22 protein-coding genes are annotated in these 23,256 nt (G+C 43.0%); 10 read left to right on the top strand and 12 right to left on the bottom strand.

What is annotated here, in order from left to right; translation table 11 throughout:
* Nucleotides 1–173: 173 nt before the first annotated feature.
* Complete coding sequence (locus DD616_RS13645; protein WP_208871798.1) at nt 174–1,325, top strand: 2-octaprenyl-3-methyl-6-methoxy-1,4-benzoquinol hydroxylase; 1,152 nt, start codon at nt 174–176, stop codon at nt 1,323–1,325.
* A gap of 79 nt (nt 1,326–1,404) precedes the next feature.
* Here DD616_RS13645 and crr read toward each other — a convergent pair whose 3' ends face one another.
* The 5 genes from crr to cysZ all read right to left on the bottom strand — a co-directional run bounded on the left by crr (nt 1,405) and on the right by cysZ (nt 6,318).
* Complete coding sequence (crr, locus tag DD616_RS13640; protein ID WP_010317358.1) at nt 1,405–1,914, bottom strand: PTS glucose transporter subunit IIA; 510 nt, start codon at nt 1,912–1,914, stop codon at nt 1,405–1,407.
* Nucleotides 1,915–2,020: 106 nt separating this feature from the next.
* Nucleotides 2,021–3,745 (bottom strand): phosphoenolpyruvate-protein phosphotransferase PtsI, encoded by a 1,725-nt coding sequence (gene ptsI / locus DD616_RS13635; protein WP_013857325.1) that lies wholly within the window; start codon nt 3,743–3,745, stop codon nt 2,021–2,023.
* Nucleotides 3,746–3,883: 138 nt separating this feature from the next.
* Nucleotides 3,884–4,141 carry an HPr family phosphocarrier protein gene (locus DD616_RS13630; RefSeq protein WP_026027491.1) on the bottom strand — a complete coding sequence of 86 codons (258 nt, stop codon included), beginning with the start codon at nt 4,139–4,141 and terminating at the stop codon, nt 3,884–3,886.
* 298 nt (nt 4,142–4,439) lie between these two features.
* Complete coding sequence (gene cysK / locus DD616_RS13625; protein ID WP_013857323.1) at nt 4,440–5,408, bottom strand: cysteine synthase A; 969 nt, start codon at nt 5,406–5,408, stop codon at nt 4,440–4,442.
* A gap of 157 nt (nt 5,409–5,565) precedes the next feature.
* On the bottom strand, nt 5,566–6,318 hold the full coding sequence (gene cysZ / locus DD616_RS13620; protein ID WP_013857322.1) for a sulfate transporter CysZ: 753 nt from the start codon (nt 6,316–6,318) through the stop codon (nt 5,566–5,568).
* 230 nt (nt 6,319–6,548) lie between these two features.
* On the opposite strand from cysZ, the gene zipA reads away from it, so the two are divergent.
* The 5 genes from zipA to cueR all read left to right on the top strand — a co-directional run bounded on the left by zipA (nt 6,549) and on the right by cueR (nt 12,465).
* Entirely contained in the window at nt 6,549–7,373 is an 825-nt protein-coding gene (gene zipA, locus DD616_RS13615) for a cell division protein ZipA (protein WP_013857321.1), read from the top strand.
* Nucleotides 7,374–7,441: 68 nt separating this feature from the next.
* Nucleotides 7,442–9,457, top strand: coding sequence for an NAD-dependent DNA ligase LigA (gene ligA, locus DD616_RS13610; RefSeq protein ID WP_047689606.1), 2,016 nt, complete (start codon nt 7,442–7,444; stop codon nt 9,455–9,457).
* A 503-nt stretch (nt 9,458–9,960) separates the two neighbouring features.
* Nucleotides 9,961–11,073 carry a porin gene (locus tag DD616_RS13605; protein WP_013857319.1) on the top strand — a complete coding sequence of 371 codons (1,113 nt, stop codon included), beginning with the start codon at nt 9,961–9,963 and terminating at the stop codon, nt 11,071–11,073.
* 62 nt (nt 11,074–11,135) lie between these two features.
* The gene (locus DD616_RS13600) at nt 11,136–11,933 is read left to right on the top strand and encodes a YccT family protein (RefSeq protein ID WP_013857318.1); all 798 of its coding nucleotides are present in this window, start codon (nt 11,136–11,138) and stop codon (nt 11,931–11,933) included.
* 112 nt (nt 11,934–12,045) lie between these two features.
* A complete protein-coding gene (gene cueR / locus DD616_RS13595) occupies nt 12,046–12,465 on the top strand; it encodes a Cu(I)-responsive transcriptional regulator (protein ID WP_017043453.1) in 420 nt (139 codons plus the stop codon).
* A gap of 130 nt (nt 12,466–12,595) precedes the next feature.
* Here cueR and DD616_RS13590 read toward each other — a convergent pair whose 3' ends face one another.
* From DD616_RS13590 to DD616_RS13575, 4 genes are all read right to left on the bottom strand, one after another.
* Entirely contained in the window at nt 12,596–13,054 is a 459-nt protein-coding gene (locus DD616_RS13590; RefSeq protein WP_017049492.1) for an NfeD family protein, read from the bottom strand.
* A gap of 7 nt (nt 13,055–13,061) precedes the next feature.
* Nucleotides 13,062–13,985, bottom strand: a complete 924-nt coding sequence (locus DD616_RS13585; protein ID WP_013857314.1) for an SPFH domain-containing protein — start codon at nt 13,983–13,985, stop codon at nt 13,062–13,064.
* A gap of 307 nt (nt 13,986–14,292) precedes the next feature.
* Entirely contained in the window at nt 14,293–15,147 is an 855-nt protein-coding gene (locus DD616_RS13580; RefSeq protein ID WP_208871797.1) for a thioredoxin family protein, read from the bottom strand.
* 399 nt (nt 15,148–15,546) lie between these two features.
* Nucleotides 15,547–16,461: a TIGR01777 family oxidoreductase gene (locus tag DD616_RS13575; protein WP_208871796.1), complete on the bottom strand. Its 915-nt coding sequence runs from the start codon at nt 16,459–16,461 to the stop codon at nt 15,547–15,549.
* A gap of 228 nt (nt 16,462–16,689) precedes the next feature.
* On the opposite strand from DD616_RS13575, the gene yfcE reads away from it, so the two are divergent.
* Nucleotides 16,690–17,247 carry a phosphodiesterase gene (yfcE, locus tag DD616_RS13570; RefSeq protein ID WP_026028955.1) on the top strand — a complete coding sequence of 186 codons (558 nt, stop codon included), beginning with the start codon at nt 16,690–16,692 and terminating at the stop codon, nt 17,245–17,247.
* Between the two features lie 17 nt (nt 17,248–17,264).
* On the opposite strand, the gene DD616_RS13565 is transcribed toward yfcE, so the two are convergent.
* The 3 genes from DD616_RS13565 to DD616_RS13555 form a co-directional block, all read right to left on the bottom strand.
* Nucleotides 17,265–17,543 (bottom strand): Rdx family protein, encoded by a 279-nt coding sequence (locus DD616_RS13565; protein ID WP_208871795.1) that lies wholly within the window; start codon nt 17,541–17,543, stop codon nt 17,265–17,267.
* Between the two features lie 84 nt (nt 17,544–17,627).
* The gene (locus tag DD616_RS13560) at nt 17,628–18,143 is read right to left on the bottom strand and encodes a regulatory protein ToxS (protein WP_026027495.1); all 516 of its coding nucleotides are present in this window, start codon (nt 18,141–18,143) and stop codon (nt 17,628–17,630) included.
* 10 nt (nt 18,144–18,153) lie between these two features.
* Nucleotides 18,154–19,020: a winged helix-turn-helix domain-containing protein gene (locus DD616_RS13555; protein ID WP_017045495.1), complete on the bottom strand. Its 867-nt coding sequence runs from the start codon at nt 19,018–19,020 to the stop codon at nt 18,154–18,156.
* A gap of 258 nt (nt 19,021–19,278) precedes the next feature.
* On the opposite strand from DD616_RS13555, the gene htpG reads away from it, so the two are divergent.
* The 3 genes from htpG (at nt 19,279) to hemH (ending at nt 23,230) form a co-directional block, all read left to right on the top strand.
* A complete protein-coding gene (gene htpG, locus DD616_RS13550) occupies nt 19,279–21,186 on the top strand; it encodes a molecular chaperone HtpG (protein WP_013857307.1) in 1,908 nt (635 codons plus the stop codon).
* A gap of 318 nt (nt 21,187–21,504) precedes the next feature.
* On the top strand, nt 21,505–22,149 hold the full coding sequence (adk, locus tag DD616_RS13545) for an adenylate kinase (protein WP_013857306.1): 645 nt from the start codon (nt 21,505–21,507) through the stop codon (nt 22,147–22,149).
* A 124-nt stretch (nt 22,150–22,273) separates the two neighbouring features.
* Nucleotides 22,274–23,230, top strand: a complete 957-nt coding sequence (gene hemH, locus DD616_RS13540; protein ID WP_500691286.1) for a ferrochelatase — start codon at nt 22,274–22,276, stop codon at nt 23,228–23,230.
* Nucleotides 23,231–23,256 lie beyond the last annotated feature (26 nt).

Below are 23,256 nucleotides of genomic sequence, written 5' to 3'. Positions count from 1 at the left end.
GTACTGCTTTAAAAAGTCACTGACTAGTCATCCAATAAAATCTCTCGCATGTTCCGTCATCTCTAGATTTTTACCATAGAAAGTGCAGGGTTTTTGTGTAAAAAAATTCGCAAAAAAGAGCTGAAAACGTACAATGAAAATCGACTCAAAACTCAGACGATTAAGTGTAAACAATGAACAATTTTGACGTGGTGGTGATTGGCGGTGGCATGGTTGGGGCGGCAGTGGCGATAGGCTTTGCTAAGCAAGGTCGCACGGTTGCTCTGGTCGAAGGTATAGAGCCTGAAGCGTTTACAATAGACCAAGCAATGGATCTGCGCGTTTCAGCCATTTCGCAAACTTCGGTTCAGTTACTTACTGACTTAGGCGCATGGGATGAAATTATGCAAATGCGTGTTTGCCCTTATCGCCGCCTAGAAACCTGGGAGCACCCAGAGTGCCGTACTCGTTTTCATAGCGATGCACTGGGCCTCCCTCAGCTGGGTTATATGGTCGAAAATCGTCTTATTCAGATCGGATTGTGGGGACAATTTGTGCACTACCCGAATTTGCAGGTTTTTTGTCCTGATAAGCTCAAGCACATTGTGTTTGGCCAACAAAATAGCGTGCTTTTAGAGTCAGGCGCAACTCTTACTGCAACTTGGGTGATTGGTGCGGATGGTGCAAATTCTCTTGTGCGGCAGCTGGCGGGAATTGGTATTACCGCGTGGGATTATCGACACCATTGCATGTTGATCAATGTCGAAACTCATCAGCCTCAGCAAGATATTACTTGGCAGCAATTTTTTCCATCCGGCCCGCGCTCGTTTCTTCCTTTGCCGGGTAATCAAGCTTCTTTGGTATGGTATGACTCACCAAAGCGAATTCGCCAATTGTGTGCGATGAACAAGCAGCAGTTAAGGGAGCAAGTGTTGGCCTCTTTTCCTGAGGAACTAGGCGATATTAACGTGTTGCAGTGTGGGGCATTTCCCCTCACTCGTCGTCATGCTCAGACGTATGCGAAACGGCAATGTGTTTTGGTCGGCGATTCAGCACACACGATTAACCCTCTGGCTGGGCAAGGGGTGAATTTAGGGTTTAAAGATGTAAAAGCGTTGTTAGCTATGACACAAAATCAAGAAGCTTTAACACAAGCGCAATTACGGAATTATGAAACACGCAGAAGGCCGGATAACTTAGTGATGCAATCAGGAATGGATCTGTTTTATAAAACGTTCAGCAACGAGGTTTTGCCAGCAAAGTTGGTGCGCAACGCGGTATTGAAGTTGGCCGAACATTCAGGCCCAGTGAAGGAAAAACTGTTGCAATACGCGTTAGGTTTGTAGTGCGATTTGAGCTGTTTTTGTAGAAACAAAAAACGCTGCAAATCAGCAGCGTTTTTTACATAATAAAAATTTTAACGAATTACTTAGTTACACGTAGAACCGGTGTTTCACCAACAACGACGGTGCCAGAAAGCTTGTTCAGCTCTTTGATTTCGTCCATGTTAGAGATAACAACAGGTGTTAGTGTTGATTTTGCTTTCTCTTCAAGAAGCGCTAGGTCGAATTCGATAACAGTATCGCCTGCTTTAACCGCTTGGCCTTCTTGAGCGATACGAGTGAAACCTTCACCTTTTAGCTCAACTGTGTCGATACCAAAGTGAACGAATAACTCAACACCGTCATCAGACTCGATTGAAAACGCATGGTTAGTTTCGAAAATCTTACCGATAGTGCCGTTAACTGGAGCTACCATTTTGTTGCCTGATGGTTTAATCGCAATACCATCACCAACAATTTTCTCAGCGAAAACAACATCTGGCACATCTTCGATATTGACGATTTCACCAGAAAGAGGGGCAATAATTTCAATCGCACCTGCATCTGAGCTGTCGTCAGATACTAGCTTCTTAAGTTTATCAAACAGACCCATTGTGTCATGCTCCTAACGTTTAATTTTATTCTGTCGAATTATAGTATACCAATCGCCAACAATAGACGACCTATTTTTAGTCGTCTATCTCATTGGTATTAGCGAATTATTGCGTTTTCTCTGCGATGAATTTTTCCACACAAGCTTCGATTTCAGCTGCGGTTGGGAAAGAGAGTGCTTCTTCTGCCATCGCTTTAACTTCGGCGAAGTTTGAGTTGCGGATCACTTTCTTCACTTTAGGGATAGAGATACCACTCATAGAGAATTCATCGAGTCCCATACCAAGTAGAAGTAGCGTTGCACGTTCATCACCCGCTAACTCGCCACACATACCCGTCCATTTACCTTCAGCGTGTGAAGCATCAATCACTTGCTTAATCACGGTTAAAACCGCTGGAGAAAGTGGGTTATACAGGTGTGAAATCATTTCGTTACCACGGTCAACCGCAAGAGTGTATTGGGTTAAATCATTGGTACCGATAGAGAAAAATGACACTTCTTTTGCCAAGTGGTGCGCAATTGCCGCTGCCGCAGGTGTTTCAACCATAACGCCGATTTCGATATTTTCATCGAACGCTAAGCCTTCAGTGCGAAGTTCTTCTTTGTATTCTTCAATGGCGTTTTTAAGCTCACGAATTTCTTCTACAGAGATGATCATCGGGAACATGATACGCAGTTTACCATGCGCAGATGCACGCAGAATGCCACGAAGCTGATCTCGTAAGATGTCACGACGGTCTAAGCTGATGCGAATCGCGCGCCAGCCCAAAAATGGGTTCATCTCTTTTGGTAGATCCATGTACGGGAGATCTTTATCACCACCGATATCCATGGTACGGATAATCACCGCTTCACCACTCATCGCTTCTGCAACTTCTTTATAAGCTTGGTATTGCTCATCTTCAGTTGGTAGCGCGCTGCGGTCCATGAATAAAAACTCAGTACGATATAAGCCAACGCCTTCACCACCGTTGCGTAAAATACCATCGCAGTCTTTTACTGTGCCGATGTTACCGCATACTTCAACTTGGTGACCATCGAGTGTGATAGCAGGTAGGTCTTTTAGTTTTGCGAGCTCTTCTTTTTCCGCAGCAAAATCATCACGAATTTTTTTCGCTTCTTCAAGCTGTGCTTCTGAAGGATTAATGATGATTTTGTTGTTCATGGCGTCAAGAATAAGCATGTCGCCATTCTTTACTTTCTTAGTGATGTCGTTAGTACCAACAATCGCTGGAAGCTCAAGTGAACGTGCCATGATTGAAGTATGAGATGTACGACCACCGATATCACAAGCAAAACCCAGCACGTAATCAAGATTGATTTGTGCAGTTTCAGAAGGTGTTAAATCGTAAGCAACAAGAATCACCCGTTCGTTAATATCACTCAGTGAAACGATATTAATGCCGAGTGCATTTTTAACAAAGCGCGTACCGATATCGCGGATGTCTGTCGCGCGTTCTTTTAGATATTCATCATCAAGAGATTCTAGGGCAGCAGCCTGCTCTTCGATCACGGTATAGATCGCGTTGTCTGCATGCATTTTGTCATTTTTGATGAGTGCTAAAATTTCCTCTTCTAGCTCTTCATCTTCAAGCAACATGATGTGGCCTTCAAAGATGGCTTCTTTTTCTTCACCGAATGTTTCAAGTGCTTTTTGTTTGATCACTTCTAGCTGAGCAGAAGATTTGTTACGAGCGTCATAAAAACACTGAACTTCTGCTTCTACTTGGTCATCTGAAATAGAGTGAGTATTTAGGACAATTTCATCTTCTTGAAGTAGCAGTGCTTTACCAAAAGCAATGCCTGGAGATGCTAGGATGCCTGAAATCATAGCGTTACCTTAAATTGGTCAACTGTAAACGGGAGAATGTGGACTATTGCGCTAACGGTAATTAGTAGCTCAAAATGTAGACTATTTCCAACAAAGCCATTTTGTTTTCACAAAATGGCTTTGAAATAGTGGACCGGATTAATGTAGTTGGTCCATGAGAGCAACTAGGTGATCTACCGCTTGCTTAGCTTGAGGGCCTTCAGCAGAAATAGTCACAACGGTACCTTTTACTAGGCCAAGAGTTTGAAGTTTGAATAGGCTCTTAGCACTTGCGCTTTTGCCGTTAGAAGTCACTGTGATGTCTGCATCGAATACTTTTGCTTCTTTAACGAACTGCGCAGCAGGACGAGTGTGAAGGCCGTTTTCTGCAGTGATTTCTACTTGCTTCTCGTACATGTTATATACCCCAATTGATTTATTTTTTGTTAGTTTCTTCACCAGAACAGCTTAACTGCTAATCAACGGTTCTGCTAGCAGAGTAACGCTGTTTTAGTGTCATAGCTGATACTGATTTAAATTTCATAATCACGATTTCAATCTATGTTGTCATTCGTCATTATAGTTAATACGTTTCTGACTTCTTTATTTCGAAGCTTAAAATAAAACGAGGTGATATTACCAAAGGTGAGGCAAGGATCAACAAAAAAGCCCCTGTATGGGGCTTTTTTAAACGAAAATTTGATTTAACCACCTATTACTGTTGGTTCTCTTTCTCGGTAAATAGGCCAGAAAATAGTGCGGTGCTCAGATAACGCTCACCTGAGCTTGGTAGTACCGCTACAATTGTTTTTCCTTCAAATTCAGGTAGTTCTGCTAATCTATTCGCTGCTACAATCGCTGCGCCTGATGAAATTCCAGCCAAAATCCCTTCCTCTTCCATGAGGCGTCTTGCCATTTCAATCGCTTCTTCTGAAGTGACGGCTTCAACACGGTCAATGAGGGATAAATCGAGGTTGCCAGGAATAAATCCCGCTCCTATACCTTGGATTTTGTGTGGCGCAGGTTTGATTTCATCTCCAGCAAGTGCTTGAGCAATGACTGGCGACTCCGCAGGTTCAACCGCAACTGAGATGATAGCCTTGCCTTTTTGGCCCTTAATGTAGCGACTTGTGCCCGTTAAAGTACCACCGGTTCCGACACCTGCAACGAACACGTCAATCTCACCATCAGTTGCATCCCAGATTTCCGGCCCTGTTGTTTTTTCGTGGATTTGTGGGTTGGCTGGGTTATTGAATTGCTGCAGCAACAAGTATTTTTCAGGGTTGCTGGCAACAATTTCTTCTGCTTTAGCAATTGCGCCTTTCATGCCTTTCGCCGCTTCGGTGAGTTCAAGGTTGGCTCCTAAAGCTTTAAGCAGTTTACGGCGCTCTAAACTCATTGATTCAGGCATAGTAAGCGTCAACTTATAACCACGAGCTGCTGCAACAAATGCAAGAGCAACACCGGTGTTACCGCTGGTTGGCTCTACAAGTTCAACGCCAGGTTTCAGTGTGCCAGCTTTTTCTGCTTCCCAAATCATGTTGGCACCGATACGGCACTTCACGCTAAAGCTTGGGTTGCGCGCTTCAATTTTCGCCAGTACCTTACCTTTGCTGACTTTGTTTAAGCGAACAAGAGGAGTGTTACCAATAGTCAGAGAGTTGTCTTCGTAAATTTTGCTCATTGCGATATTCCTTTATTACACACGTTATATGTGCCTGGCTGTCTGATAAGACACGTGAGTGGATACAGATGCAGAATAGGTGTTAACCTTAAAACGTAAAAGGATTAAAAAGTTATAACTTATAGAGGGATATGCAGGTTGAATCTCCCTCGCACCATCACTGCAGTTTGTTTTTAAATTCACCAACCCACATGGCTGTTGCACCGCATACAGCAACTGGCATGACGATTAAGTTAACAATGGGTATGGTGGTAAAAATCGACACTAAAACACCAAAGCTATATGCCTTGGTCTGTTTTTGTTTCAAATTGTGTCTCATCTGGTTAAAGCTCACTTTGTGGTTGTCAAATGGGTAGTCACAGTATTGTATGGCTAACATCCATGCAGTGAAAATGAACCACAGCAAAGGGCCTAAGGTTTGTCCTAAGGCAGGAATTAGGAGCAATAAGAACAAACCGATTGCTTTGGGTAAGGTATAGATTAATTTTCGCCACTCTCTTGCGAGGATACGTGGGATGTCTTTGACCATAGACCAGATGCCATCGCTGTTGATTGGAGCGCCAATTAATCTTTCTTCCACTTTTTCTGCGAGTAGCCCATTAAATGGTGCAGCGACGAAGTTAGCCAGCGTACTGAAGAAATAGGAGAACGTGGCTAAGATAGTGATCGCGAGCAATGGCCATAAAACGTAACTTAGCCAAGATAAAAAATCAGGGATTTGACCAATAAACTGTTCTATCCACGTATTGAGATGATTGAATAAGTAAAAAAGAGCGCTGCCGACGAGAATGATGTTGATGAGTAATGGCAGAATCACAAAGCGTCGAATGCCGGGGGTGAGTGCTAGCTCTAGACCAAAAAAGAAGTATCCAAAACCTGAACGTTGCTTAAGTGTCATACCGTTATCCATGTGAATATCTGTTAATCAATGCTAAAAAGCTATTCTACTCAACCTGCCGAAGAAGAAAAGCGTGGTGAAAATCACATCATGTATTGAACTTCTCACATTAAGTTGTTCTAAATCGGTACAAACTTTTGGTAAAGTACCCCGATAGACCGATATAACCCACGTTGGTGACACGTTCAATTCAAGCTGGTAAAGCTGAGAATAACCATGCATCGAGAAACTGAGAGTGAAACATGCAGGAATTGCGATTCGTACTCATAATTGTTGGCGCGCTAGCGATAGCCGCGTTGCTATTTCATGGTCTTTGGACCAGTAAGAAAGAAGGGAAGTCCAAGTTTGAGGATAAGCCTCTTGGTAAAATTGATGTTGATCACGATGATACACAATCTGCGACCCAGCGTTCATTTGCTCCGGAAGATGATTTCGAAATTATTCGCAAAGTACGTAAAGAGCCAGATTTTAGTGAAGCGGTTGACCCTCTCATTGACGGTTATTCACCAAGCTTTGAACCTGAAAATGTGCTTGATGAACTCGATGATGTGCCCTCAATATCGATGAAAACCGAATCCCCAAGTCTCAGTGAACAAGATGATGTCATTGCTGACGATAATCAAAAATCCGACGTTCAAGAAGCCGAAATGGAAGTGATTGTGCTGAATGTGCATTGTGCGGGAAATGATCCCTTTGTCGGCACTAAGCTTTTTGACAGTATGCAGCAAAACGGCCTTCTTTATGGTGAGATGGATATTTTCCACCGGCATGCCGATCTGTCAGGTACAGGGAAAGTGCTGTTTAGTGTTGCCAACATGATGCAACCCGGTACATTGGCACATCATGATCCTGCGGAGTTTACTACTCGCGGTATCTCATTCTTCATGACACTGCCTTGCTACGGCGAGCCTGATCAAAATTTCAAATTAATGCTTAAAACCGCTCAACAAATCGCTGATGATTTAGGTGGCAATGTATTGGATGATGCGCGTAATTTAATGACGCCAGATCGATTGGCTGCCTACCGACGCCAAATCCAAGAGTTTAAAAGCGCACGCAACGCGTAGACGCGTAGAATAAACATCGACCATTAAGGGCTCCTAGTCGGAGCCTTTTTTCATGATCCGAGAGAATTATGATGCAAACAATAGAACACAAATTAAGCCAACTTCGTGAGACGCTGCATTATCATGCTGTACGTTATTATGTAGAAGATAACCCTGAAATTCCTGACGCTGAGTATGATCGTTTGATGCGTGAGCTGCTTGAGTTGGAATCGCAGTATCCGGAGTTAGTCACAGCGGATTCACCCAGCTTGCGTGTTGGAGGTAAGCCTTTAGAGGGTTTTGCCCAGGTGACTCATGAAATTCCAATGCTCTCTTTAGATAATGTGTTTGATGAGAATGAGCTTGATGCCTTTCACAAGCGGATGCAAGACCGGATACCGAGTGCCCACTTTAACGCTTTTTGCTGCGAACCTAAGCTTGATGGTTTAGCCGTGAGTTTGCTTTACGAAAATGGTGTGTTAGTACAAGCCGCCACGCGTGGGGATGGCGCGGTCGGTGAAAACATTACGGAAAACGTGCGAACGATCAGTGCTATTCCACTGAAGTTACAGGGAAAAGGGTGGCCCGTTCGTTTAGAAGTTCGTGGTGAAGTGTTCATGCCTAAAGCCGGTTTTGAGCGATTGAACCAACAAGCACTCAAAAAAGGTGAAAAAACCTTTGTTAACCCAAGAAATGCAGCCGCAGGGAGCTTGAGACAGCTCGACTCAAAAATCACAGCTCAAAGGCCGTTGAATTTTTATGCTTACAGTGTTGGTGTGATTGAAGGCGCTGAGTTAGCAAGCAGTCATTATCAGCGCTTTTTGCAGTTAAAAGGGTGGGGGCTGCCGATGTGCCCTGAAACACGTCTAGTCTCTTCAATGGATGAAGTGAAAGAGTACTACCAAAGTATCTTAACTCGTCGCGCTCAACTCGCGTATGAGATTGATGGCGTGGTGATTAAAGTTGATGATATTGAACTGCAACAAAAGCTCGGTTTTGTCGCGCGGGCGCCTCGCTGGGCGATAGCTTATAAATTTCCTGCCCAAGAAGAAATAACGCTCCTGAACGATGTTGAATTTCAAGTGGGCCGTACCGGGGCTATTACACCTGTTGCGAAGTTAGAACCTGTATTTGTGGGGGGAGTCACCGTCAGCAATGCGACATTACACAACGCTGATGAAATTGAGCGCCTAGGCGTGAAAATTGGTGATAGCGTTATTATTCGTCGAGCAGGCGATGTTATCCCACAGATTGTTTCTGTGTTGTTAGACAGACGCTCTAATGCAGTGGTCGATATTGTTTTCCCGCAGTACTGCCCGGTGTGCAACTCTGACATTGAGCGTGTTGAAGGTGAAGCTGTCGCCCGTTGTACAGGGGGGTTAGTGTGTCAAGCTCAGCGCAAAGAAGCATTAAAGCACTTTGTCTCTCGCAAAGCGTTAGACGTGGATGGTTTAGGCGAAAAAGTGATTGAGCAGCTTGTTGATAAAGAGATGGTGAGCACGCCCGCGGACCTCTTCCGTCTAAAAGCAGGGCAGCTAACGGTGTTAGAGCGTATGGGACCAAAATCAGCACAAAATATCGTTAATGCACTGAATGCCGCCAAAATGACCACATTACCCCGTTTTTTGTATTCATTGGGCATACGTGAAGTCGGGGAAGCGACGGCGGCGAATCTTGCGCTCCATTTCGGGTCATTAGACAAAATTCGCCAAGCGACCCATGAAGAACTACTTGAAGTTCAAGATGTTGGAGTTATCGTTGCGAGTCACATCACATCTTTTTTTGAGCAAGATAAAAACCAACGGGTGATTAATGAATTGATCGAACTCGGTATCCAGTGGCCTAATATCGAAAAGCCGAGCCAAGATGCGATTCTCCCTTTACTTGGTAAAGTGGTGGTTTTGACGGGGAGCTTGTCGAAACTCTCTAGAAGTGATGCGAAAGCGGCGCTACAAGAGCTTGGCGCAAAAGTAACGGGAAGCGTCTCTAAAAACACCGATATACTATTTGCCGGAGAAGCGGCCGGTTCAAAATTAGTAAAAGCGCAAGAACTAGGGATCGAAATTCGCAGCGAACAAGATTTGCTTGAGTTAATGAAAAGCTAATTTTTTAAGCATCCCTTCCTTAATAAAGCCTCAAAATTAATTTTGAGGCTTTATTTTTATCTCAAACCTCCACATTAAAATGTCCAGTAATTAGAAAAAAAGCCCTCATTTGCTTCGATGCCAATCAAGAAGAACTTTACTCTCTTTCAATTTATTATTGCGATGCACTTCAAGCTATTAGTGTAATTGTTTTCGTATCATTTTGAAAATTAATGAGTTTTTTGTTTTTATATTTTGTTTTATGACTTATTAGATCTCGATCACTTACTTGGTCAAAGTTTGCCGTAGCTCATATTTTTTTAGATAAAAATTAAGTTCTCATTGATGTTTTCTGTTGCGAAGTTAGTCTAGTGAACATGGATACACGATGTGTATGCAGGAAAAGAGAAAATCAGAAAATTAATGACTAATTTAGGTTTTCAACATAGGAAATGATTTCTCCCTTCGGCGGCCAACTTAAGGGGGAAATAAAAACAGCTATATCTATTTTTAGGAGTTTTTCCATGGACAAAATGTTTAAACGTACTCTTTTAGGCGCTGCAGTTGCTATGGCTGCAGTTGGTGTTCAAGCTGCTCAACTAACGGACAATGTCCAGTTGTACGGTCAAGCTGCTGGTAACCTTTACTTTGAAAGTAAAGGTGATAGCGCGAAAGATGATACTGTTGGTGTGGAAATTGAATCACGTGTCGGGCTTCGTGGCACTCAATCATTCAATAATTTTGGCCCTGATTTTGTGTGGCAAATTGAAACATCTAACGCATTTAATGGTGATACTGGTGGTCAATTTGGTGGTCGTGATACCTATCTTGGTTTAGCATTTGATGATGTAGGTACAGTCAAAGTCGGGCGTCAACTTGTTTCTATCTACGATTATGTAGACTGGCCACACTCAAACCCAGGTTTAGGTAATGTATTTGACTGGCACAATGCAATTGGTGCAGGTTACCAAGACCGTGCAGACCACGTGATCCGTTTCGACTCTGTAGACTACAGTGGTTTCAAATACTCTCTATCTGCCAGCAAAATGGAAAGCTCTACTGATAACGCAGTAGTGAGCTTTGCGTTAGCTTATAACGCAGAACGTTTTGGTATCCACGGTGGTGCTTATCTTGGTTCGAAAGAGAAAACTGTAACTGCAGCTAAAGATGGCTACTATGAATTTGACAGTTCTAACGGTGAGAAAAAATGGGTTGATGCAACGGCTGCTAAGACAGACGAAGCCCAAGCTGCTTATTACTTAGTTGGTGGTAACGTATCTATTACTGACAAGTTGAGCTTGACAGCTGCTTGGAAACATATGACTAACGAAGTAAATAATGTTGAGAAAAAACAGGATGCTTACTCTGCAACACTAGCTTACTGGGCAACATCTGAGTGGTTATTTAAAGCAGGTTATTCTGCTACGACTAAAGCGAAATTTGGCGGTGAAACACAAGCAGAAAGTAGTAGTCGTGCAATTACAGCACGCGCATTGTATGTACTTGACCCATCTGCAGTACTCTACTTTGACGTGCGTAATTACGATATGATGACCCCTGCTGACGGTGATGGCAAAGGCAATGCTGATGCCAATGACCAAACTCGTTTCTTGATGGGTGTAGAATACTACTTCTAATCATATAGATTAAAAGTGTAAATCGAGGCGAGCGATAGCTCGCCTTTTAACTGGAGGTAATAATGAACAAACTTATGATTAGCGCGTTATTAGGAATGGTTATTTCTGCTAGCTCCTACGCTGATGTGGTGGTGAATATAGATCGAAACCTCCAGATTCTAGCCGTGAATGGCGTTGAACCTGAAATATCGTTTGGCCATACCAATGAAATTACTCTACCTGATGGCGCAAACCAGCTTTTGGTACGTTTTGACAAAGTAATTCACTTTGGTGGTAATCAAAATAAATATAAATCACCGGCGATCGTGGTGAGTTTTAATCAAAGCAATAGTAAGGTGCTGCTTAAACCGGCATCGATGGTCAAAGATGAAACCACTGCCAAAGCATTTGATAAGAACCCTGCGGTTGTCTTGACTAATGCAGCTAAGCAGTCAGTGGAGTTTCAACAAGACGTTTTAGTCACACAAGGTTTTTCACTGATCCGAGATTATGAAAAAGAGCTCTATCAATATAATTCGCAAGCGAAAGTCGCCTCAATCAGTGCACTGAATCAGGTCGGATTTAATCAAAAACGTGGTCAAGCAGCTCCAATGCCTGCTCAAGCTAGTGAGACAGTAATCAGTGCAGAGCCGGTAACGACTGCCGTGCCAACTAGTTTCACAATGGTGCAGTATCTCTATGGCGAAGCAACTAGCGCGGAGCAACAAGAATTTGCCAATTGGGCCTTTGCAAACCGTGCCGCTGTTAATCAGCCGCTGGTGAGCGAAAATAAGCTAGTGACCATGATGGCCGATTGGTACCAGAAAACTGACAAAGCCGATAAAGCGGCGATTCTAGCGTGGCTGATTAGCCAAGAGTAAAGGCTATTTTTCTTGCGTAAATGGCATTTCATTGTATTTTTAGCACTAACAAGGCATGGTTCACTCCCATGCCTTTTGTGTTTTTGTCTTTGTATTTCTCAATGGTTAGCCTATGAATATTAGCCAAGTTTCTCAGTTAACAGCACTTACCGCTAAGTCCATTCGTCTTTATGAAGAGAAGGGGCTGATATCGCCGCCCCTTCGTTCAGAAAATGGTTACCGTCATTATCAACAAGCGCATATTGATGATCTTTTACTTATTGCGCGATGCAAGCGCGTTGGTTTTAGTTTAGAGGAATGTAAATCCTTACTCGCCCTTGCCAACGATCCGTCCCGGACCAGTTTTGCAGTCAAAGAGAAAGCGCAAGAGAAGTTGAAACAAGTATCACAGAAGCTGGCAGAGCTTTCATTGATTAAGTTGCAACTAGAAGAGTGGATTACCGAATGTCCAGGCGACGGTGGTAGTGAATGCCCAATCATAGATAATTTGAAGGGGCAGTGTTGCCATAACGACTTGAACAAGTCAGTGTGAAAATGAGCTCATTAGCTAATGAGCTGTGGAGGCACACACTACAATTGGGCTGCCCATAAATGAAAAAACCAAAAGCAATTCATCACTTTTGGTTTTTATGTACTTTCTTACTGATGTTTACTCAATGAAGCTAGCTCTCTTTAGGCTCAACAATCAACACTATTCCTTCGACATCTACGACTTTAACCACAACATCGGCTTCTAGGTTTTGCTGGCATTTTGCTGTCCACGTCGTATCGCCGAGCTGCAATCGAAAAGTTGCCCCTTCTTGAACGCTCTCTTTAAGACGAGCTGTTTGTCCGATCAGCTGTTTCTGTTTCTGGTTCAGATCACGAGTCTCGTCACCATCGTGGTCTGATTTAAATTGTTTACGCCACCATAACCAAGTCGTGACGAGTGATAAACTTGCAAAAGCCATCCACTGCAGTTGCCAACTGATGGGGAGCATCGCAAAGATAAGGCCAACGATGAGTGCGGAAATACCTAACCAAAGAAAATACCCAGCAGTTCCAAGCAGTTCCAATGCAACAAGCACTAAGCCTAATGCGAGCCAGTGCCAATAATTCATTTGTTGTATTAGCTCTATCACGTTAGGCCTACTTATCTTGTGAGGATTTCAGGTTGAACATTTCAGCAATGCCAGCAACCGAACCCATCAACCCAGTTGCTTCTAATGGCAGCATGATGATTTTGCTGTTCTCTGCTTGACCAATGGCTTTAAGTGCTTCGGTATATCCTTGAGCGATAAAGTAGTTAACCGCTTGCATGTCACCTTGCGCAATCGCATTCGAAACCATCTCTGTCGCTTTAGCTTCCGCTTCGGCAGCGCGTTCACGTGCTTCTGCTTGAAGAATAGCCGCCTGCTTTTCACCTTCAGCTTTAAGTATTTCAGACTGTTTTTGGCCTTCGGCGCGTAAAATTTGTGCTTGACGTACGCCTTCGGCTTCTAACACTTCAGCACGTTTATTTCTCTCCGCTTTCATTTGCGCATTCATCGCTGCGGTTAAATCTGCTGGTGGTTGTACATCTTTAATTTCGATACGAGTGACTTTTACACCCCAAGGGTTAGTCGCCTGATCGACTATCGATAACAATTTAGTGTTGATCATGTCACGCTGGCTGAGCATTTCATCCAGTTCCATCGAGCCCAGTACGGTACGCATATTGGTTAGAGTTAAGTTGCGAATGGCGTGTTGTAGTTCGCTAACTTCATAGGCGGCTTTCGCAGCATCAATCACTTGCACGAAGCAAACCGCGTCGATAACAACATTGGCGTTATCTTTGGATATCACTTCTTGTGCTGGGATATCAAGCACCTGTTCCATCATATTGATTTTTTGTCCGACGCGATCAATGAACGGAATAATGATATTTAAACCGGGGCGTAGGGTGTGTGTGTAACGTCCAAAACGCTCTACTGTCCAATTACTCCCTTGTGAAACGGTTTTCACGGCAGAAAAGATAAATGAAATAACGACGAATACAAATATGCCAACGGCGACGAGTGAATCAATAGCCATAACGGTTCCTTTTTAGTATTAAATAATCCTAATGTTGATGTTCCTTTCTCTATTGAAACGGCCGCTGTGTTAGCTAAGTTCGTTCACCCCAATCATAGAGCTTATTGTGCTCATAGGGATGAACTCACTTGCCGACTGCCGGTATCTCCAAGTCATTTGGATATAGGAGCGATTCTCATCAACGTTTGAGCTTTGCTATTGATCATTCTCTATCAGTTATCGATATGGAACAAATGAAATAATGAGATTTGATACTGGTTTTTTAACAATCAAAGCAGAACGTTTCCAGTTTAATTGCTTGATATTATTAATATAATAGTGAATACAGCTTTCTGCGATAGAGACTTGCCACACTATTTCCTTGTCCAAGAGCACTTAAAATGTCCATAAACACTTTTTTGAGCTCGCCATCGAGGCAATTGAGGTCGCTTTGTAAAAATGACCATAACAGCTCGAGAGCTTCTTCATTACGGTTAACTTGATGATATTGAAGCGCTAACTCACTTGCTATGTGAGCGTTGTTTGGCTCAGCGGAAAAAATCTCTTCTAATGCCTGAATCTCTGGGCTGTCAGCGGCTTGCTTATGCAGCTCCAGTTTGGCGATTAAGCCTTTGTAGTAACCATCTTGATACTCTAGTGGGATGCGTTCCAGTTCTGTTTCTGCCGCTTCATACTGCTGAGTTTCCAGAAACACATCAGCGAGGGCCAGTTTGACCTCTGCTTTTGCTTTCATATCGTCAGGTAGACTTAGTAGTAAGGGGAGTGCTTGCGAATGTTGTGTTTGCTCTATCAGTGTTAAGGCTTGCTGTAGCGCGACTTCATCGTGGCTTGGCAAATGTTTGCTTAACATTGCATTCACTGTTTCTATGGTCTGAGCACCTGCTAAACCGTCGACCGCTTGACCATTAATAAACAGAGCGATTGTTGGCAGGGCTTGAACACCAAATTGTGCTGCCACTTGCTGTTCTTGTTGGCAGTTGAGAAGAGCCAATGTGAATGCGCCACTGTGTTGTTGCGCTACGCTTTGTAATTCAGGAATGAGTTGTACGCTCTCTTGATTCATGGGTGCCCAAAAATAAAAGAGAATAGGAGTCTCAACTGAGCGTTCGAACACCTCTCGAAAGTTGTGCTGATTGACCTCAACGATGTAAGGTGATTGCATGATATTTTCCTTGCGATAATCAAGTTTATAGTATTAGAAATAGGGGTGAAAATTGGAATATCAAGGGCAAATAAAAAACGCTACCGTTAAAGTAGCGTTTTTTATCTCTCAAAGAGAGGGCAAGCAAAGGTGTCTATAATATTAAAAATAGTGTCAGCGCAACACCGACACTGAGCCAATTTAATTGGTGTAATGTCATATTCGTCGTACCACATGTAACGCTTTATATTGGATTAACTGGGATATCCAGAGTTGTATCATGTCACATGAATGTTACGAATTAATGACAATTAAGTTGGTTGTGCTACTTTATGCAACCGTCGGTTTATCCACTGATAAGTATCGCTTTTGTCATTATCGTATACCTTGCTATGCACAAAAAATATAGGCCAGTTTTGGTTAAGCACGATGCTGTAATATATTTTTCAACGCAGGTTCTATGTGTGAAAACTGGAAGTGAAATCCTAGCTCGGTTAGCTTTTTAGGTTTTGCTCTAATACTGTCAAACAGTAAAACAGCCGCTTCACCCATTGCAAAGTTTAGAACCCATTTGGGAGTGAATAGTATGTGTGGTCGACGTAATGTTTTCGCCAATAGCTGGCTAAAATGCTTATTAGGTACGGGATGTGGAGCACAGAGGTTAAAAGCACCTTGTGCATGTGGCGTGTCTAATAAATAGGCTATCGCTCGTGCCATATCTAATAAGTGGATCCATGGCATATACTGCTCACCCTTACCAAGAGGGCCGCCCAAGCCTAAACGGTAAGGTGGCAGCATTTTCTTTAAAGCACCACCATCACTAGCGAGCACGATCCCCGTACGCAATAGGCACACTCGAGTTTTTTCTGATTGCGCTTGGAGTGCGATGCGCTCCCATTTTTCGCAAACGTGATGAGGAAAACTTTGTTGGTGCACATGTAATGTTTCATCAAACGGATGAGACTGTTGGTCACCATAATAGCCGACGGCCGAGCCACTGATGAATACGGAGGGGGGCTCAGTACTGGCATGGATGAGCTCAACTAACCGCTCTGTTATTTCCCATCGACTAGCGCAAATGATCGCTTTTTGTTGTTTGCTCCAACGTTTGTCGGCGATCGGTTCTCCTGCAAGATTGATAATGGCGTCAAATTGATTCGCGTCTTTTAAACTCGCTAGGGAAGTCAGGTAGGTGATACTACCTTTGTCTACATGGGCGAGCTGCTGCTTAGCACGCTCTATATCGCGCGTGAGGAGGTAGATATTGTGCGTGAAAATCTGTTTCATCAGCTCTTTACCGATAAAGCCAGTCCCTCCCGTTAATAGTATTTTCATGTTTCTACCTCATTGGTCTGTGCGATATTACCTAAATGGTGGTGATGAGAACGATAGCCATGTTAGTTAAGTGGCGATGCTTGTTTGCCATCTAACCTAATATAGGAAACTTATTTAGCATACGTGAATTGTTCGTGGTGATAAATGACAATGTTTATCCATAACTCGAGATGACGAAGTGTGCTGAAATTCGTACAATCTGTAGCTCCAAAATACGGAGATAAAAGTATGAAGTTGTTTTTTGCTTCGGATTTACACGGTTCACTGCCTGCTACTGAAAAAGTGCTCAGTCTATTTGAACAGTCAGGTGCAGACACTTTAGTACTGCTAGGAGACCTTTTAAATCATGGTCCGCGTAATCCTATACCTGATGGGTATAATCCGACCGCAGTGGCGGAGTGCTTGAATCGATGGGCGCCGCATATTGTGGCGGTCAGAGGCAATTGTGATAGCGAAGTCGACCAAATGCTGCTCGACTTTCCGATGATGATGGATTTTTGTTGGGTAGTTTTGGAGTCAGGAACTCGTTTTTTCTTAACGCATGGCCATCAATATAATGCTCAAAATAGGCCACCATTAAAAAAAGGTGATGTTTTGATCCATGGCCACTCGCACATCCCTATGGCGCAAGGTCAAGATGATGTCATTATTGTCAACCCGGGGTCCGCGACCTTTCCACGTAATGAATTTCCCCCAAGCTACGCTATTTATACGGATGGATTATTTCAAGTAATAGGGCTAGAGGGGCAAGGACTAGCGCAATATCGTTTAGCGACCAGTTCTTAAACCCGTCGCTATCTGATTTACCTGTTGTCTGAATGACCCAGATCTCGCTCTGGGTCAATGATATCTCGGACTCGTTGCTTAAGAACTTTTGCTTCAGGGAAACCATCATCATGTTTACGTTCCCAAATACGTTGTCCATTGCACATGATTTCAAATCGTCCCCCTGTATCAGGGTAGAGACGCACAGATTCAATTTCTTCACTAAAAGTATGCAGTAACTCTTGGCTTAGCCAAGTGGCTCGAAGCATCCAATTACATTGGCGGCAATAGTAGATCTCAATATTGGCTTTTTCCATGGTATACCTTTTGTGAAGAAGTAAGGGCCATACGCAACAAAGGATCTTTTCGACCCTTCATTGAAGTTACAGATTACTCGATGGCTAATTGATGAACAGCACTGTCGAACCATGGCTTAGGCTGGTGAGCAATAATGTTTTTTCATTGACGACATCAATACGTCGACTTTGTTGAGCATCCATCTTGAAAAATTGAGTAATCAGTTCTAGTTGCTCAGGGGTAAAGTCCTTACTTTGACTAGAACTAATGTTTTTAAATTCGCTAGGCGATATCAATAAGTAGCTATCACTGATATCCCAGGTGCCGGTTTCTGAGATATTAATGAAACTTTCACTTTCACCACCCACGGCGAATAACTTCACATTTGACATTCTAATATAAGTACCGTTAGGTAAATATTTCACATTCGAATTGACATCAACCCGACGGATTGGCCCAACAGAATCATTCTGTTGACTGCGTTTTACCACAGTGACCATTTTAGATTGCCATTCTTGCGCCGTTAGGATTTGTTCTATTTTTAAATCACTGCCCCAGTATAACCAACTACTGAATAGTGCAGAGATAGCTAAGATGAGGGTTGCCACTTTTGGATTCATATTTATGCCCTTATTTACACACGTTGGCCAAATCATCTTGGTTAGCTAAAATTCGTAAAGTGACATTTTCACCCGAGAACTCAGAACTATGGATGTAATTCAATACGAGCTGATTATTTTGACCACCAGTCGCAATCACCTGCTTAGGTGCCAGTTCTCCAGTATGTGATTCATTGTATTTTTTTACGCATTTTTCAATAGAAGGTAACCATTTGTTTAGGTCTGGATGATTGATGGGCGTATTCACAACTATGTTGTTATAAACCGCAATCTGTTTAAATTTTGATTGTGCAGGGCTAGTCAATAGGAGAGCTAGGATAGGTAAGAAAAGAGCCACAACCAACATCAATTTGCTTTGCAGTGTTAACTTTTCTTTCCCTATTTTTACTTTCGCGAGTGGATCTGTCGTCACGGTTTGGGATGTTGTCTCTTCGGGTTGCGAAGTGGTGTCCGCGTCAATGTCTTGGATAGACTCACTGGCCAGTAACGGTTCCTCTTCAGGCTCGTTGGTGGTGTTTTTTTGTGAGTAGGGGGTTGCTCGAGTCACCGAGGCGATCATTTGATAACCTCGTTTCGGCACGGTTTTGACGAATTCTGGTGATTTGGTTTGATCTTTCAACATCTTACGAAGTGTTGAAATCGCTTGAGTTAAGCTTGAGTCATCAACTTCAAAACCTTGTTCACGCCACACAAACTCATGCAGTTCATGGCGTGTAATGACTTCATTTGGGCGTTCACAAAGTAGAAGTAAAATTCGACTTTCGTTACTACCAAGGCGAACAGCCTCTTGTTCGTTTTCTTGTTCAAGCAAAGAGTTACTATTGGGATCAAACGTGAATCGGTTAGCAAGGATGAATTTTGTGCCTATGTTACTCATGATAATCTTCTTATTGTTGGCATGTTTAACCGTCCATCAACCTAGCCTGCTTGGGGAAGCAATTGATGAAACATTATGCTAGTTTTTATTTTCTTTGATAAAAATTACGGCAAGCATAATCAAAATAAATGAAAAAAACAGTGTTTTTATGATTATTGACCTTGAATTTACAATTGCCAGCCTCATCTTACTAGCAAATCATCCTTGGTTGCACACTCTGTGTGTGAATGAAAATAACTCAGATGTTATGGAGCTAGTATGAGCGAAACGGCTACTACCAATAAAGAAACTCGTGGTTTTCAATCTGAAGTCAAACAGTTACTTCATCTTATGATTCACTCTCTTTATTCCAATAAAGAGATCTTCCTTCGCGAATTAATTTCAAATGCCTCTGATGCTGCGGATAAACTTCGTTTTCAAGCGTTGTCTAATGCCGATTTATATCAAGGTGATGCCAACTTAGGCGTTAAATTATCGTTTGATACCCAAGCGAATACGCTGACCATTTCAGATAACGGTATTGGTATGAGCCGCGAAGATGTCATTGAACATCTCGGTACGATTGCAAAATCCGGCACAGCGGAGTTTTTCTCTAAACTATCCCAAGATCAATCTAAAGACTCTCAGCTTATCGGTCAGTTTGGGGTGGGTTTTTACTCGGCCTTCATCGTCGCTGATGCGGTCACTGTAAGAACTCGCGCTGCGGGTTTACCCGCTAACGAAGCGGTTCAATGGTATTCACAAGGTGAAGGTGAATATACAGTAGAAAGCATTAATAAAGAGTCTCGTGGAACCGATATCATTTTGCACATGCGAGAGGAAGGCAAAGAGTTCCTTTCTGAATGGCGTCTGCGTGATGTGATTTCTAAATATTCAGACCACATTGGAATTCCAGTTTCTATCCAAACCAAGGTTCGTGATGACGAAGGTAACGAGACTGAAGAGACCCAATGGGAACAAATCAACAAAGCACAGGCGTTGTGGACGCGTTCTAAGTCAGAAATCAGTGATGAAGAGTATCAAGAGTTCTATAAGCACGTTTCCCATGATTATGCTGACCCACTGGTGTGGAGCCATAACCGTGTAGAAGGTAAAAACGATTATACCAGCCTACTTTATATTCCAGCGAAAGCACCTTGGGATATGATGAATCGCGATCATAAATCAGGCTTGAAACTTTATGTTCAGCGTGTATTTATCATGGATGATGCTGCGCAATTTATGCCGTCCTACTTGCGCTTTGTGCGTGGTTTAATCGACTCAAACGATTTACCGCTTAATGTGTCACGCGAGATTTTACAAGATAACAAGGTGACTCAATCATTGCGTAATGCTTGTACCAAGCGTGTATTGACCATGCTTGAACGTATGGCGAGCAATGATGCTGATAAATATCAAACCTTCTGGAAAGAGTTTGGTTTGGTACTCAAAGAGGGGCCTGCAGAAGATTTTGCTAATAAAGAGAAGATCGCCAGCCTATTGCGCTTCGCCTCGACCGAGGTTGACTCAGCAGAGCAAACGGTTAGTTTAGCGGCTTATGTTGAACGGATGAAAGAGGGGCAGGATAAAATCTACTACCTCACCGCCGATAGCTATGCAGCGGCCAAAAATAGCCCACACCTAGAGCAGTTTAAAGCCAAAGGTATCGAAGTTATTTTAATGTTTGATCGCATTGATGAGTGGTTGATGAACTACCTCACTGAGTTTGATGGAAAAATGTTCCAATCCATCACCAAAGCAGGGCTAGATCTGAGCCAGTTCGAAGATGAAGCGGAAAAAGAGAAGCATAAAGAGACTGAAGAAGAGTTTAAATCGGTGGTTGAACGTACGAAGCAGTACCTTGGCGATCGTGTCAAAGAGGTTCGAACTACCTTTAAACTGGCAAGTACTCCTGCGGTTGTTGTGACCGACGATTATGAGATGGGTACGCAGATGGCAAAATTGCTTGCTGCGGCTGGTCAACCGGTACCAGAGGTGAAGTATATTTTGGAACTTAACCCTGAACATGCGTTAGTGAAACGGATGGCCGATGAAGCGGATGAGCAAGTATTTGGTCGCTGGGTTGAAGTTTTATTAGGTCAAGCGACGCTCGCTGAGCGTGGTTCGATGGAAGATCCGTCACAATTCCTAACCGCAATTAATCAGCTTTTGACTAAGGTTGAATAGCTAACTGGCTAACAAAAAGCTCGCAACTGCGAGCTTTTTGCTTTGAATAGCGATTCTCTGCTGAGAACGAGCGATATTTTAGGCAAACTTGCAGCGAACATCCGGCTAAGATTATATTCTTTAGTCTTAATCTGGTTAGTCGCTTAAATTTGTATGTTAGAATGCATCGCTTGAATGCGATCGGTAAGCTGTGTATGTTGCTCGCCGAATTATTATTCACTCATCTCATTACCGTTATACCGAAACTTACCGTTGGTTTTAAGTCTCATCTGGTTGTGAGCTTCGGTATAAATCATAATTTTCTAAAGAGGATTAAACATGCGCATCATTCTTCTAGGTGCTCCCGGTGCAGGTAAAGGCACTCAAGCTCAATTCATCATGGAGAAGTACGGTATTCCACAAATCTCTACTGGTGATATGTTACGTGCTGCGATTAAAGCAGGTACTGAACTTGGCAAAAAAGCGAAATCAGTGATTGATGCTGGTCAACTTGTTTCTGATGAAATCATCCTTGGCTTAATCAAAGAACGCATCACCCAAGCCGATTGTGAAAAGGGCTTTTTACTCGATGGTTTTCCTCGCACGATTCCTCAAGCTGATGGCTTAAAAGCAATGGGTATTAATGTTGACTATGTGATTGAGTTTGATGTTGCCGATGACGTTATTGTTGAGCGTATGGCGGGACGTCGTGCTCACTTGGCTTCTGGTCGTACCTACCACGCCATTTACAACCCGCCAAAAGTGGAAGGTAAAGATGACGTAACAGGTGAAGATCTTGTCGTTCGTGATGATGACAAAGAAGAAACCGTTCGTGCTCGTTTAGGTGTTTACCACGAGCAAACAGCGCCACTGATCACTTACTACGGTAAAGAAGCACAAATGGGTAATACGAAATACCTAAAATTTGATGGCACTAAGCCAGTTGCTCAAGTTAGCGCTGATATTGAGAAAGCATTAGCATAATTGGCTCAGTATAGGCTTGTTAACTTTGTTATAGTGAAAGCGACCTAAAGGTCGCTTTTTTTATGAACTTTCCTGCCGCGAATTCGTACTCAACAATTAACAATGAAATGGATGAATGGAAGTAATGCAAAATAATCAAAAACAGGGTGTGCTATTGGTTAACTTGGGAACGCCGAGTGAACCGACGGCATTGGCAGTAAAACGATTTTTAAGCCAATTTTTACATGACCAACGTGTGGTTGATATGAATCGTTGGATCTGGTGTCCATTATTACATGGTGTGATTCTTCCGCTGCGAGCTCCCAAGGTTGCTAAGTTATATCAATCTGTTTGGATGGAAGAAGGCTCTCCTTTGATGGTGTACTCTAAACGCCAAGTGCAAGCGTTAGAACAGTATCTCGGTACACCAGTGGAACTTGGTATGAGCTATGGTTCACCAAGCCTTTTAGAGGGTATCAACACATTATTGGAGCGTGGTGTTGAAGAGATTGTGGTGCTGCCTCTGTACCCTCAATATTCTGGTACTACTACGGCTGCCGTGTTTGATGGCCTTGCCAAAGCGATGAAACGTATCCCTGTGACGCCCAATTTACGTTTTATTCGTGATTATCATAATCACCCTGCTTATATACGATCTTTGGCGAGTAAAGTCCGTGACTCTTGGCAACGTAACGGGCAAGGTGACTATTTGCTTTGTTCCTACCACGGTATCCCTAAGCGATACGCCGATAACGGTGATATCTACCCACAGCACTGCCAAAAAACCACAGAACTTTTGGCACAAGAACTTGGTTTGAATGCTGACCAAATCGGCATGACCTACCAGTCTATTTTTGGACGTGAAGAGTGGCTACAGCCTTATACGGATAAAACATTAGAGGCTCTGCCAAGCCGCGGTATTAAAAAGTTGGATATCATCACACCCGCCTTCTCGGTGGATTGTTTAGAAACCCTAGAAGAGATAGCTGAGCAAGGTAAAGAAACTTTTATTCACGCTGGTGGAGAATCGTTTACCTACATTGAGTGCTTAAATGATTCGACAATGCATATAGAAATGATGGCTTCCTTAGTTAAACGCTGATGAGTTGAGTTCTTTTCTGGTACAAA

Source organism: Vibrio anguillarum, from assembly GCF_003390515.1.
Lineage (GTDB): Bacteria > Pseudomonadota > Gammaproteobacteria > Enterobacterales > Vibrionaceae > Vibrio > Vibrio anguillarum.
The sequence above is the reverse complement of the archived record's forward strand: the minus strand, read 5'-3'. Positions and strand labels throughout refer to the sequence as shown.

Excerpts from the sequence above, each read along its gene's own strand:
- htpG (WP_013857307.1), top strand. The coding sequence starts at position 19,279 with ATGAGCGAAACGGCTACTACCAATAAAGAAACTCGTGGTTTTCAATCT.
- cysK (WP_013857323.1), bottom strand. The coding sequence starts at position 5,408 with ATGAGCAAAATTTACGAAGACAACTCTCTGACTATTGGTAACACTCCT.
- DD616_RS13645 (WP_208871798.1), top strand. The coding sequence starts at position 174 with ATGAACAATTTTGACGTGGTGGTGATTGGCGGTGGCATGGTTGGGGCG.
- DD616_RS13630 (WP_026027491.1), bottom strand. The coding sequence starts at position 4,141 with ATGTACGAGAAGCAAGTAGAAATCACTGCAGAAAACGGCCTTCACACT.
- zipA (WP_013857321.1), top strand. The coding sequence starts at position 6,549 with ATGCAGGAATTGCGATTCGTACTCATAATTGTTGGCGCGCTAGCGATA.
- DD616_RS13575 (WP_208871796.1), bottom strand. The coding sequence starts at position 16,461 with ATGAAAATACTATTAACGGGAGGGACTGGCTTTATCGGTAAAGAGCTG.
- DD616_RS13600 (WP_013857318.1), top strand. The coding sequence starts at position 11,136 with ATGAACAAACTTATGATTAGCGCGTTATTAGGAATGGTTATTTCTGCT.
- hemH (WP_500691286.1), top strand. The coding sequence starts at position 22,274 with ATGCAAAATAATCAAAAACAGGGTGTGCTATTGGTTAACTTGGGAACG.
- crr (WP_010317358.1), bottom strand. The coding sequence starts at position 1,914 with ATGGGTCTGTTTGATAAACTTAAGAAGCTAGTATCTGACGACAGCTCA.
- DD616_RS13560 (WP_026027495.1), bottom strand. The coding sequence starts at position 18,143 with ATGAATCCAAAAGTGGCAACCCTCATCTTAGCTATCTCTGCACTATTC.
- DD616_RS13565 (WP_208871795.1), bottom strand. The coding sequence starts at position 17,543 with ATGGAAAAAGCCAATATTGAGATCTACTATTGCCGCCAATGTAATTGG.
- adk (WP_013857306.1), top strand. The coding sequence starts at position 21,505 with ATGCGCATCATTCTTCTAGGTGCTCCCGGTGCAGGTAAAGGCACTCAA.
- cueR (WP_017043453.1), top strand. The coding sequence starts at position 12,046 with ATGAATATTAGCCAAGTTTCTCAGTTAACAGCACTTACCGCTAAGTCC.
- DD616_RS13585 (WP_013857314.1), bottom strand. The coding sequence starts at position 13,985 with ATGGCTATTGATTCACTCGTCGCCGTTGGCATATTTGTATTCGTCGTT.
- ptsI (WP_013857325.1), bottom strand. The coding sequence starts at position 3,745 with ATGATTTCAGGCATCCTAGCATCTCCAGGCATTGCTTTTGGTAAAGCA.
- yfcE (WP_026028955.1), top strand. The coding sequence starts at position 16,690 with ATGAAGTTGTTTTTTGCTTCGGATTTACACGGTTCACTGCCTGCTACT.
- cysZ (WP_013857322.1), bottom strand. The coding sequence starts at position 6,318 with ATGGATAACGGTATGACACTTAAGCAACGTTCAGGTTTTGGATACTTC.
- DD616_RS13555 (WP_017045495.1), bottom strand. The coding sequence starts at position 19,020 with ATGAGTAACATAGGCACAAAATTCATCCTTGCTAACCGATTCACGTTT.
- DD616_RS13605 (WP_013857319.1), top strand. The coding sequence starts at position 9,961 with ATGGACAAAATGTTTAAACGTACTCTTTTAGGCGCTGCAGTTGCTATG.
- DD616_RS13580 (WP_208871797.1), bottom strand. The coding sequence starts at position 15,147 with ATGCAATCACCTTACATCGTTGAGGTCAATCAGCACAACTTTCGAGAG.
- ligA (WP_047689606.1), top strand. The coding sequence starts at position 7,442 with ATGATGCAAACAATAGAACACAAATTAAGCCAACTTCGTGAGACGCTG.